The organism is Janthinobacterium sp. BJB304, from assembly GCF_002735765.1.
GTDB lineage: Bacteria > Pseudomonadota > Gammaproteobacteria > Burkholderiales > Burkholderiaceae_D > Janthinobacterium.
In genome coordinates this window covers 71915-84047 of the sequence record NZ_PDZN01000010.1, presented here as the reverse complement: position 1 = coordinate 84047, position 12133 = coordinate 71915, and the positions used below count along the sequence as shown (strand labels likewise).

At 62.6% G+C, this 12133-nt stretch carries 10 protein-coding genes; 3 read left to right on the top strand and 7 right to left on the bottom strand.

Features of this window, described 5'->3' with window-relative positions; genetic code table 11:
• The first annotated feature begins 9 nt into the window (after nt 1-9).
• The gene (locus tag CSQ95_RS13795; protein ID WP_070224898.1) at nt 10-828 is read left to right on the top strand and encodes a metallophosphoesterase; all 819 of its coding nucleotides are present in this window, start codon (nt 10-12) and stop codon (nt 826-828) included.
• A 30-nt stretch (nt 829-858) separates the two neighbouring features.
• Here the strand turns inward: CSQ95_RS13795 and CSQ95_RS13790 are convergent, their stop codons facing one another.
• The 4 genes from CSQ95_RS13790 to CSQ95_RS13775 all read right to left on the bottom strand — a co-directional run bounded on the left by CSQ95_RS13790 (nt 859) and on the right by CSQ95_RS13775 (nt 4983).
• Nucleotides 859-1149: a type II toxin-antitoxin system RelE/ParE family toxin gene (locus CSQ95_RS13790; RefSeq protein ID WP_070291352.1), complete on the bottom strand. Its 291-nt coding sequence runs from the start codon at nt 1147-1149 to the stop codon at nt 859-861.
• Complete coding sequence (locus CSQ95_RS13785) at nt 1142-1387, bottom strand: type II toxin-antitoxin system ParD family antitoxin (RefSeq protein ID WP_070224900.1); 246 nt, start codon at nt 1385-1387, stop codon at nt 1142-1144. Before CSQ95_RS13785 ends, CSQ95_RS13790 begins: the two co-directional genes overlap by 8 nt.
• A gap of 96 nt (nt 1388-1483) precedes the next feature.
• Nucleotides 1484-2860, bottom strand: a complete 1377-nt coding sequence (gene cls / locus CSQ95_RS13780) for a cardiolipin synthase (RefSeq protein ID WP_373631964.1) — start codon at nt 2858-2860, stop codon at nt 1484-1486.
• Between the two features lie 11 nt (nt 2861-2871).
• Nucleotides 2872-4983, bottom strand: coding sequence for a site-specific recombinase (locus CSQ95_RS13775; protein ID WP_099409997.1), 2112 nt, complete (start codon nt 4981-4983; stop codon nt 2872-2874).
• Between the two features lie 320 nt (nt 4984-5303).
• Here CSQ95_RS13775 and CSQ95_RS13770 point away from each other — a divergent pair, with 320 nt between their 5' ends.
• Complete coding sequence (locus CSQ95_RS13770; RefSeq protein WP_099409911.1) at nt 5304-6413, top strand: porin; 1110 nt, start codon at nt 5304-5306, stop codon at nt 6411-6413.
• On the opposite strand, the gene CSQ95_RS13765 is transcribed toward CSQ95_RS13770, so the two are convergent.
• From CSQ95_RS13765 to CSQ95_RS13755, 3 genes are all read right to left on the bottom strand, one after another.
• Nucleotides 6401-6970: a DUF3617 domain-containing protein gene (locus CSQ95_RS13765; protein WP_099409910.1), complete on the bottom strand. Its 570-nt coding sequence runs from the start codon at nt 6968-6970 to the stop codon at nt 6401-6403. The genes CSQ95_RS13770 and CSQ95_RS13765 overlap by 13 nt on opposite strands.
• A gap of 67 nt (nt 6971-7037) precedes the next feature.
• Nucleotides 7038-8585: a TerC family protein gene (locus CSQ95_RS13760; protein ID WP_070312973.1), complete on the bottom strand. Its 1548-nt coding sequence runs from the start codon at nt 8583-8585 to the stop codon at nt 7038-7040.
• A 69-nt stretch (nt 8586-8654) separates the two neighbouring features.
• A complete protein-coding gene (locus tag CSQ95_RS13755; RefSeq protein WP_139143790.1) occupies nt 8655-8942 on the bottom strand; it encodes a hypothetical protein in 288 nt (95 codons plus the stop codon).
• 285 nt (nt 8943-9227) lie between these two features.
• Here CSQ95_RS13755 and CSQ95_RS13750 point away from each other — a divergent pair, with 285 nt between their 5' ends.
• Nucleotides 9228-12074, top strand: a complete 2847-nt coding sequence (locus CSQ95_RS13750) for a pitrilysin family protein (RefSeq protein ID WP_099409909.1) — start codon at nt 9228-9230, stop codon at nt 12072-12074.
• Nucleotides 12075-12133 lie beyond the last annotated feature (59 nt).

Sequence of the window (12133 nt, the reverse complement as noted above, 5' to 3'; positions counted from 1 at the left end):
GAGAACGCCATGCGTACCATCGTGCATTTATCGGATTTGCATTTCGGCCGGGTCGACGGGGACTTGCTGGCGCCCTTGCGCGCGCTGGTCGAGCGCCTGGAGCCGGATGTGGTGGTGGTCTCCGGCGACCTCACCCAGCGGGCCCGCAGCGCCCAGTTCCAGGCAGCGCGGCACTTTCTCGACAGCTTGCCGGGGCCGCAGATCGTGGTGCCGGGCAACCATGACGTGCCCCTGTATAACGTCTTTTCCCGTTTCCTGACGCCGCTGGTGAAGTACCGGCGCCACGTGACGGACGATTTGTCGCCCGAATATGTGGACGAGGAAATTGCCGTGCTGGGGATCAACACGGCCCGTTCATTGACGTTCAAGGATGGCCGCATCAGCCACGAGCAGATCGATTTCCTGCGTGAACGCCTGGGCCGCTTGCCGCCCGGTTTGACGCGCATCATCGTCACGCACCATCCATTCGACTTGCCCGAGCACTTCGACGAGGATGACCTGGTGGACCGCGCGCCGCAGGCGCTGCAAATGTTTTCCGAATGCGGCGTGGATTTATTGCTGGCGGGACACTTGCATGCCAGCGTGGCGGGCAACACGGCCGAGCGCTACAAGATCGCCGGCTACGCGGCCCTGATGGTGCAGGCGGGCACGGCCACGTCCACGCGGGGCAGGGGCGAGTCGAACTCCTTCAATGTGCTGCGCGTGGAAAACAGCTGCATCCGGGTCGAGCGCTACAGCTGGAATGAAGACAGCGCCGAGTTTGAAAAGGTCAGCACGGAAGCGTTCGAACGCCAGGGCGGCGTGTGGGCCAGCTTGCGGCCGCTGTGAGGCGCCGCGTCTTGCCCGATGATGTTTTAATTACAGATGGCGTGCCGCATCCATGCGGTCATGCAAAATGCGGACGATGGCAATGCCATAGTGAGTGATGCGGAAATAAATCATGTGCCGTCCGACTTTGCGGCGCCGGTAGCCGGGCCGAATCTGCTCGCATGCCGGTGCTGTCTCGGGCGCGCGTGCCAGGTCATCGAAGGCCGCCGTCATGTTGTCAAGATAAAGGCTGGCCTGCTGCACGTTCCAGCGCTGCGACGTATACGCCCAGATCGCCTCAAGATCATGCTCGGCGGCGGGCGTCAGCCGGTATTCAGCCATGCGCTGCCAGCATTCTCTGCTTGAAAGCCCTGGCGTCGAAAGGCTGGGGTTCACCGCTGGCCTCGCCTTCCACCAGCGCCGCGCGGATCGCATCGAGTTCGGCGCTGCGTTCCTGTTCACGCCGGATCAGGTCGCGGATGTATTCGCTGTCGTTCGTATAGCGCCCGGCGTCAATTTGCGCCTTGATCCAGTCGTCCTGCTGGTCCGTCAAGGTAATGGTCTTGCGCACGGTTCCCATGGTGGTTCACTCCAGATATGAGCAGTACGACGATCGTCATACTATTGGTGCAATATAGTGCATATTTGTGCAAATATCCAGTCGCCTGATCGGTGCTTATAACCAGTAATTCATGAAACGGGCCGCCCATTCCTTCATGCGGTCGGAGATGGGCCGGGTTTCCCATTTCGCTTTGGTGATCTCTTCCGAGTCGCGCAAGTCTTCCTGGAAGGCGTTTTCCATTTCCCGGCCGAAGCTGTCGCCCAGCACGATCACGTTCAGCTCGCTGTTGTGCAGGAAGCTGCGCATGTCGATGTTGGTCGAGCCCACCGTCGACCAGGCGCCGTCGATGACGGCCGTCTTGGCGTGCAGCACGGCCAGTTTCAAGTGGAAGATGCGGATGCCGCCGGCCAGCAGCTGGTTGTACAGCGCGTGTCCCGCATGGAACACGAGGCCGCTGTCGGACACGCCGGGCAGCACCACGGTGACGTCCACGCCCCGCTTGGCGGCCGCGACCAGCGCGTCGACCGTCTGCTGGTCGGGCACGAAATAGGCGGACGTGATGTGGATCGATTTCTTTGCTTCCTGGATGGCAAGGATATACGCCTTGTAGATTTCAAAGCCGCCTTCCGGCTCGCTGGCCACCACGCGCACCAGCTTGTCGCCCACTTCGGACAGCACTGGGAAATAATTGGCGTCCGGCAAGTCTGCCTGGTCTTGCTGGGCCCAGGTGCGGATGAACAGCCACTGGAAGGCGGCCACGGCCGGGCCTTCCACTTTCACGTGCGTGTCGCGCCAGCCCACGTCCTTCTTGTCGGTGGGCTTCGATTTCGAGCGGAACAGCGAGCTTTTCGCATAGGTATCGCTGATATTGATGCCGCCCGTAAACGCTGTCTTGCCGTCGACGATCAGCACCTTGCGGTGGTCGCGGTTGTTGATCTTCCAGTCGTCGCCCTTGAGCTTGGCCGGATTGACGGGGTTGAAGGCCACCAGGTGCACGCCGGCCGCGCGCATGCGGTCAAAAAACGCCTGCGGCACGCCCAGGGTACCCACGCTGTCGTAGATGACGTTGACCGTCACGCCCGCCTGCTGCTTTTCGATCAGCATGTCGGCAAACTTCAGGCCCAGCGGGTCCTGGTCGAAGATATACGTTTCCAGGTTGATGCTGTTCTTCGCTTCGCTGATGGCCTGGAACATGGCGGCCATGGTTTGCGGGCCGTCAAACAGCAGGGTTACCTTGTTGCCCTTGATCAGAGGCACGCCCGTGGCCGCCTCTTCCAGCGCGGCCTGGGTCTTCAAGTCCATGCCGGACTTGGCCCAGCGCTTGTTGAGCAGGGCGGCCCGGCTGTTGACGTTCAGCACGGCGCCCTTGCCCGTGATCACCTTGGGCTTGGCTACGGGTTCGAGGGTGGTGTTGAGGTTCTTGACATTGGGCAGCGAGGCGCATGCAGCCAGGGTCCAGCACAGCAGGAGGGCGGTGAGACAGGGTTGCATGCGCCTAGCGGTCATTTTTGAGCCTTGTTTGTCAGTGACAGGTTTGCCGAATCATCGGCCAGTGCCAGTGGCGGCGGGTTTTTCGAACCGAAGAAGAAGACGATGGGGGAGCGCAGGAAACGCTTGCCCAGAATCTTCAGCAACTGCATGCCGTGCTTGAAGCGCACCTGGCGCGAACGCAGGGCCACCCACAGGGCCAGGCCGAAGCTGACCAGCAGGTTGGCCGTGCCGATGGCGAAGATGCCCGACAGCGACTTGACGGCCAGCTGCCAGCTCATATTGTGGTCGAGTCCCACCAGGGCTGTCGCAAAGTTGGCGGCCGAGAAGGTGATGTGGCGGATATCGATGGGCAAGCCGATCAAAAAGCCCAGGGTGCCGATGGAGCCCAGCAAAATACCGAAATAGAAGTTACCCATCAGGCCGCCCAGGTTGTTTTCCAGGTACAGGCCCAGACGCTGCAAGCGCTCCTGGCCGATCACCCGGCCCAGGCCGCGCAATTGCGCGATGCGCTGCGCCCAGCGCGTGTACAGCGCCTGGTTATCGTAGTAGCCGGAAATCAGGCCGGCCACGAACAGGCACACGCCGGCGATCATGGCGTAAAAGATGGCGGGGCTGCCGATGGGATCGATATCGTGCAGCAGATGCATGGCTTTTTCCGGCGACACCAGGTTGTGCCCCGTGATCGCCTTGTAGCCGAGCGCGATCAGCCACGCCGTGGGGATGGCCGTCGCCAGGTTGCCCAGCACGGCCATGTTTTGCGTGCGGAAGACCTTGTTGATCAGTTCCGCCATGCTGTCGAGGTCGATATTCCGGCCATCCTTGCTGTGCAGGCCGGCGGCGATGCGCGAGGCCGTCATGGCCGGTTGCTTGGTGGCCACCGTGAAGTGCAGCAAGTGGATGAACATGAAGCCGATCGAGTAATTCATGCTGAACATGAACGCTTCGACCAGCGGCGCCGAGCGCAAATACGACATCAATATCTTGAACAGGGCCATGAAGCCGATGATCACGCCCGCGCCTGCGGACGAGAGGAACATGGCACCCATTTCGCGGCGGTTTTCCGCGATGTAGTGCTCGCCCGTGCGGCTGGCGTTTTCCGTCACATTGCGCGCCAGCAAGTTGATATTGTCGGAAAACAGGTCGCTGACCTTGTATTTGTGGTTATGCGCGCGTATCAGTTCCAGCGCCAGCCCCACGGCGCCCGCGCGGCGGCGGCTGACGGGCTGCGGGTGCAGCAAGTCCTGCGTGGCGTCGACCGTGATGGCGTCGATGTCCACGTTGTTTGAAGCGGGCAGCTCGCCGCTCGTGTCGACGAGGAACAGCAGCTTGCGCAGGCGGTCGATGCTCTGCGCCAGCGCCACCAGTAAATACGTGAGGGGAATGCTGGTGCCCTGGTACAGCGCCTTCTTGCGGATCTTGGCGATGACGGCGTCGCACTGGTCGAGCATCACCAGCAAATGGCGCGCGTCCTCGATGTGCTCGATGTCGCCTTGCAGCAGGCTCGAGTAGGCATCCAGGTAGGCGTTCACTTCCGTGTTCTGCACCATGAACGGCGACTGGAACACTTCGATTTCATTGTGGAAACGCGTCAGTTCCGGTTCCAGGCCCATGGCGCAGACGCGGTAGGACAGGGTGCGGATGGCGTCTAGCATCCCTGGCAACATGATATTGCCGTCGCCGACGGCCAGTTCGACCTCGTCGCTGGTGAGCACGTCGAACAGTTCCAGCCAGTCCGTGGCGGGCACGTTGCTGATCCACAAATAATCGGTTTTCAGGTACAGCACCTGATCGAGCGCGTCGTTCAGGTATTCATCGCCAAGGGCGGGCGGCAGCATGCGGTAGGCGATGCGGCGTTTCAATTCTGTAAAGAAGCCGCTGTTCGACAGCACGCCGATGTCCGTGTACAGGCTGGCGTGGCGGCGTGCGGCCAGCACGCGCAGCACGTATTCGTGCAGGGCGCGCGCCTGGGCGGGGTTACCTTTGAGAAGCTGGCGCAGGGTGCGCACGTTGGCGATCGCGGTAGCGCTGTCGTGGGGGCGCTTGGGACGCAATGAGTTGAATAATTCCACCAGCAAGTCGATATTGCTGGAGTTGGGGTCAATGCGTTCGAGGATAGCTAGCATGCAGAAAAAACGGGCGAGCCGCTGTCGGTAAAACCAGTAGTGTACCGCCTGCGTCAGATCGCGCAACGTTCGCCACCGAACATTGCTTTACTGCAGGGTCTGCAATTCACGCCATTTTGCCGCATATTGCCACAATCATGGCCAATCTTGCGTGTTGTCAGTGTGCGACGTGTTTCTTGAGGCTAAGCTGAAGTTTCTGTTGTACAACGCACGGATGGCTGGACAAAAAGCGAGGATAAGGTAACACTTGGATCAGACACACAGCGCATGTCCTGATCAATACCGGGTAGTTTACTTTTCACGTCACCGAGATATTTATCATGAAGACCTCGTATTTTGCGCTTGCTGTGATAGGGATGGGGCCTTTCGCGCTGGGCGCGACGGCCCAGGCTGCCGATGGCGCGGGCAGTGCCGCATCCACCAACGTTGCCGTGTACGGCGTGCTCGACGCGGGCATCGTGGCCGAGCGGGGCTGCGCCGCCGGTTGCGCCGGCACCAAGGTATCCGGCGGCGTCGCCTCCGGCTCGCGCCTGGGCGTGCAGGGGCGCGAAGCGCTGGGCAACGACGTTTCCGCCGTCTTTACCCTGGAAGCGGGCGTCCAGAATGACACGGGCCAGTCGGAAGATGGCCGCCTGTTTGGCCGCCAAGCCTACGTGGGCCTGGACAGCCGCCTGGGCGCGCTGACCCTGGGGCGCCAGTACAACCTGCAATACCTGGCGCTCACCGACGTGGCGGACCCGTTCAAGGGCGGCATGGCCGGCAGCGCCAGCAACCTGGCCGGCTACAGCGTGAAACGCTACGACAATACCGTCAAATACGTGACGCCCGCCTTGCGCGGCGTGACGGCCAGCGCCATCTACAGCTTCGGCGAGTCGCCGTACAGCAGCGCCAACAACCGCGCGTATGGCGCCACCCTCGGCTATTCGTCCGGCGCCGTGAATGTCAGCGTGTCGCACCAGCGCAAGAACAACTTCATCCTCGCCTCCGGCACCTTGCCCGCCATCGACATGTCGTCGCGCAACACCCTGATCGCGGCGAACATCGACCTGAAAGTGGCCACCGCCTTTGCCGCCGTGGGCGTGAACAAGGGCTATGGCAGCTCGCCGTGGGACCCGAACAATGCCTACAGCTCGCTGGCCCTGTCGATGTCGTCGTCGGACAGCCGCGACACTCTGCTGGGCGTGTCCGTGCCCGTGGGCGGCTTCAAGCTGCTGGCCTCGTACGTGCGCAAGGATGACCGCGACCTGGCCAACCGCGACGCCAAACAGGTGGCCGTCGGCCTCACGTATTCCCTGTCAAAACGCAGCGATTTCTACGCGTCCTACGCGAAGATTCACAACAAGAACGGCGCCCGCTACACGGTGGGCAATGCCAGCGACGCGGGACGCGGCGACGCCGCTTTTAATATGGGCTTCCGTCACGGTTTCTGAGCGGCGGCGGACGGGGCAGGGCACGTTGCTCCCAGCCACTTGCCGTTGCTCGTCACATTCACCTGTTCCGGCGTGCCGCGCGCGCTCGTCGTCACGGCCAGCTGCATGCTGAACGCCTGGTCGCCCGAGAACAGCACCTTGCCTTCGCCGCTCGATTTCGGATTCGCGCACGTGAACGACACCTGCATGCCGCCCGCGATGTCCTTGTTCTTCGAGGTGCAATCGCCGGGCTGGCCCGTGGGAATCTGCTTGCGCGCCGCCATGTCGGGCGTCACGCACGCCGTCACGCGCACGGCGCCGTCGGCGCCCACAGTGGGCATGGCCATGCCGCGGCTGGCCGCCATGTTTTCCAGCTGCTTGCGTTGATCGGGAGGAAGGTTGCCCAGTTGCTGCAGCACCATGGACATGGCATTGTCGGTGGCGGCGTCGGGCGACGCCATCTTGCTGTCGACTTGCCACAGGCCAGGCTTGATGGTGGCCGATGGCGCGGCGGCCATGGCTTGGCTGCCGAAGGCGGCGCAAGCGAGCAGGGTCAGGCGTAGCAAAGAATGTTTCATGTGGGCGTCTCCGGAAAAGGCAGACCCCAGCATACGGCATGGCAAGCGGGGCACGCTTGCCATTGTGTTACAAACTGTGATCGGGCTCGATGCGGCGCACGTCCACGCTGGCGATGCGGCGCTCGTCGGCCTCGAGGATTTCATAGCGCAGATCGTCGAGTTCCAGCACTTCGCCCACGGCCGGCATGTTTTCGAAATGCGCCAGCAGGAAGCCGGCCAGCGAGTTGTACTCGCCGTCTTCGCTGACCAGGGTTTCCGTCTCGAATACTTGCTCCAGGTAATGCAGGTCCGTCGCGCCGTCGATGCGCCAGTGGCCGGGACCGAGCACTTCCACATCCGGCTGCTCGTCCTCGTCGGGGAATTCGCCGGCGATGGCTTCCAGGATGTCGATCGGCGTGAGCACGCCTTGCACGGTGCCGAACTCGTCTACCACCAGCACCAGCTGGCCGCGCGAGCGCTTTAAGGTCTCCATGGCTTTCAGCACGCCGGCCGCTTCCGGCACGACGACGGCTTCGCGCATGCTGGCCGGGTCGATCTTGCCGCGCGAGACGAGGTCCTCGATCAGGTCCTTGCTGCGCGCGATGCCGACCACATTGTCGAGGTCATCATTGCAGACAGGAATCATGCTGTGCGGCGTGTCGCGCAGCAATTGCAGCATCTTCTCGCTGCTGTCGTTCAGGTTGACCCAGGAGACGTCGCCGCGCGGCGTCATCACGGAACGGATCGAGCGTTCGGCCAGGGTCAGCACGCCGCTGACCATGTTGCGCTCTTCCACGCCGAAGGCGGAGACGTCGGGCAATTCCTTGACTTCGTGCTCTTCCACGGCTTCGCGGCCTTTGCGCCCGCCCAGCAGGCTCAGCACGGCTTGCGCCGTGCGGTCGCGCAGCGGGGCGTTCGACTGCAGCTTGAGGAAATTGCGGCGCGCCAGCTGGTTGAAGAACTCGATGACGATTGAGAAACCGATGGCGGCGTACAGATAGCCTTTCGGAATGTGGAAGCCCAGGCCTTCGGCCACCAGGGACAGGCCGATCATCAGCAAAAAGCTCAGGCACAGCACGACGACGGTGGGGTGGGCGTTGACGAAGCGCGTCAGCACCTTCGAGGCCAGCATCATGACGACGATGGAAATGACGACGGCCGCCATCATCACGTACAGGTTTTCCACCATGCCGACGGCCGTGATGACGGCGTCGAGCGAAAAGACGGCGTCGAGCACGACGATCTGCGCCACCACGAGGCCGAAGCCGGCGTAGACTTTCGGTCCCGTCTGCGCATGCGTGACGCCTTCGAGGCGCTCGTGCAGCTCGCTGGTGGCCTTGAACAGCAGGAACAGGCCGCCGATGAGCAGGATCAGGTCGCGCCCCGAAAACGAGAAGGCCCATATGGAAAACAAGGGCGTCGTCAGGGTGACGAGCCAGGAAATCAGCGAGAGCAGGCCCAGCCGCATGACGAGGGCCAGGGTCAGGCCCAGCACCCTGGCCTTGTCGCGCTGGTGCGGCGGCAGCTTTTCGGCCAGGATGGCGATGAAAATCAGGTTGTCGATACCCAGTACGATTTCCAGTACGACCAGCGTCAGCAGGCCGACCCAGATTGTCGGGTCAAATAACCATTCCATGTGTGTAACCTTGTAAAGTCAGTAAGTATCAAGCTTGCCTGGCGGCCAGTGCCCCAGGGAATCGTGTTGCTATTGCGTGATGTGGCGGCGGACGCGCGGCGGCCGGGTGGCCTGCCGCGCGTCCGCTTCGGCAAGTGCCCCCGGTCCCGCTTGCCAAATGATGGCGCAAAACGGCGCCCCCTGGCGCGAGGTCGGGTATAGCGTGATGGGGTCGTTGTCGCATTCGTCGGCGTCGCAGCTGTCGCCGGGCAAGCCCGCATGGACGCCGGGGTCAAGGCAATCGGCGACGAAGGCAGGCGTGGCAGTAGTGCCGGCCGCGACTGCATGCTGGAATGGGGAAGGGCTGGCGTCAGCCATGCTGGCGAACGCCTGGGGTAAGGCAATGAAGACAAAAAGGCAGAGCAGGACGAGAGCTCGTCTCATATACAGGCAGATAGTTCCGGAACCGTGGAGTATAACACGCGCACATAACAGCCCGATGACAGGCACTTGCGTAACTGACAAGCATGACGTAAATTGCGAGAGCAATGATTTCCCTGGGCAGCGAAGACGCAGCGCGGGTCCATGGCAATTCTTGCGTTCGTATTCCATTGCGCCCGCTTTTGCGCTTGTCTAATAACGTAGTGCTACCAGGATTCCGATTTGAAACCAATTACCGCCCTCCTGCTTGCCGCCGGCATCCTCTCGCCGTCGTTCATCCTGGCCGCCATCCCGGTCGAAGCCGCGCCGATTCAGAAAACCGGCAAGGCCGCATCGAACCGTGCCGCCGCCGTCAAGGTCACGTCCGTCGAAGGCATCACCGAATACCGCCTGGCCAATGGCTTGCGCGTGCTGCTGTTCCCGGACGCCAGCAAGCCGACCCTGACCACCAACATCGTCTACCTGGTCGGCTCGCGCCATGAAAACTACGGCGAAACGGGCATGGCCCACTTGCTCGAGCACTTGCTGTTCAAGCCCAGCGCCAACTTCGGCGTCAAGAAGGGCACGAAAACCCCCGTCGAGATCCTGAACTCGACAGGGGCCGATTTCAACGGCACCACCTGGTACGACCGCACCAATTACTACGCCACCTTCCCCGCCAACGATGACAACCTGCGCCAGATGCTGGCCATGGAAGCGGACCGCATGGTCAACGCGGCCATCGACCAGAACGATCTGTGGAATCCGAAGACGCAGAAGGGCGAAATGACGGTCGTGCGCAACGAGTTCGAAATGGGCGAGAGCGACCCGATCGGCGTGACCAGCGAACGCATCCAGGCCGTCGCCTACGACTGGCACAACTACGGCAAGTCGACCATCGGCGCCCGTTCCGACATCGAACAGGTCAACATTCCCCGCCTGCGCGCGTTTTACCATAAATATTATCAGCCGGATAACGCCGTGCTGATGGTGGCGGGCCGCTTCGATGAAGCCAAGGTCTTGAAACAGATCAATGAACTGTTCGGCAAGATCCCGAAACCGACGCGCGTGATCGAACCGACCTACACGGCCGAGCCGGTGCAGGATGGCGAGCGCGCCGTGACGGTGCGCCGCAGCGGCGGCACGCAGTTCGTCGGCGCCGGCTATCACGTGGCGCCGTCCGGCAACCCGGACGCTGTCGCCATCGAGGTGCTCGGTCACGTGCTGACGGACGCGCCCGCCGGCCGCCTGCACAAGGCGCTGGTGGAAACCAAGCTGGCCAGCAAGATCGAATACAACTCGGTGAGCAACCTGGAGCCGGGCTACAACCTGTTCGGCGCCCTGGTGCCCGTCGATGGCAACCTCGACGCGGCGCAAGCGGCGATGCTGAAAGTGCTGGAAGAACTGAAGTCGCAGCCGGTCACGGATGCGGAAGTGGCGCGCGTGAAACAGCAGCTGAACAAGCAGGTCGAGCTGATCACGTCGAATACGGCGCGCCTGACGATCGCCCTGACGGAGTCCCTGGCGGCAGGCGACTGGCGTCTGTTCTTCCTGCAGCGCGACCAGCTCGACAAGCTGACGACGGCGCAGGTGCAGGCGGCGGCCGAGAAATACCTGAAGAGCTCGAACCGCACTGTGGGCCGTTTTATCCCCACCGATGCGCCGGACCGCACCGTCGTGCCGGCCTATGCCGACGTGGCGCCGCAACTGGCCGGCTATACGGGCCGTGCCGTGGTGGCGCAGGGCGAGGCGTTCGACCCGAGTCCCGACAATATCGAAGCGCGCACCCAGCGCTTCACCTTGCCGAACGGCCTGAAGGGCGCCTTGCTGCCGAAGAAAACCAAGGGCAGCACCGTCAGCGTCGTGCTGAAACTGCAGCTCGGCAGCGAAGAGAGCCTGCGCGGCAAGGGGCAAGTGGGCAGCTACACGGCCAGTCTGTTGTCGCGCGGCACGGATAAACTGTCGCGCCAGGAAGTAAAGGACAAGTTCGACCAGCTGGGCACGCAAGTGGCCATCACGGGCGGCGCCGAGGGCATTACCGCCATGCTGATGGGCAAGCGCGAAAACTTGCCTGCCGCCATGGACCTGCTGGCACAAGTGCTGCAAAAGCCGGCCCTGAACGAAACGGAATTCCTGGAATTGCAGCGCGAGCAGGTCGGCCGCGCGGAGCAGGAATTGCCTGAACCGCAGCCGCTGGCCGTGAACGCCTTCCGCCGCCTGCTCGACGCCACGCCGGAGGGCCATGTGCGCCATATCGGCACCTTGCCGGAAGAACTGGCGCAATTGAAAGCCATCAAGGTTGCCGATGTGAAAGCCTTCCATGGCGCTTACTATGGCGCGTCGAACGCCACGTTTGCCGCCGTGGGCGACTTCGACCCGGCCGCGCTGAAGGCGCAAGTGGCCAGCCTGTACGGCAGCTGGAAGACGCAGCAGCCGTATGTGCGCATTCCCGATGCCGTCAAGCCTGTGAGCGGCGAGAAAGTCACGCTGGAAACCCCGGACAAGGCCAACAGCGTGCTGTTCGCCATCCAGCCAATTCCCCTCAAGGATGACGCCGCCAGCTATCCGGCCTTGCTGATCGCCAATCACATGCTCGGTGGCGGCGCCTTGCGCAGCCGCCTGGCCGACCGCATCCGCCAGAAGGAAGGCCTGTCGTACGGCGTCGGTTCGCAAGTGAGCGTGCCGTCGCGCGAACCGGCCGGCTACTGGATGGCGTATGCCATCAGCGCGCCGCAAAACACGGTCAAGGTGGAAGCGGCCCTGCGCGAGGAAATCACCAAGGCGCTGGCCGACGGGTTCTCGGAAGCGGAACTGGCCGAGGCGAAAAAGGGCTGGCTGCAATCGGAAGAAGTGAGCCGCACGCAGGACAGCGCTCTGGCCAGCGGCCTCGCCAGCTACCTGGCGCAAGACCGTACCATGGCTTACGACAAGGACCTGGAAGCGAAAGTGGCCGCCTTGACGCTGGCGCAAGTGAACCAGGGCCTGCGCGAATACCTGAAGCCATCGGCCGTCTCGATCGTGACGGCGGGCGACTTTGCCAAGGTGGCGAAAGAGGGCGACAGCGGCGCGAAGGCAACGACGTCGAAATAATCCGTTTCACATAGAAAAAACCCGCTGGCAAGGTCACTTGCCAGCGGGTTTTTTATTGA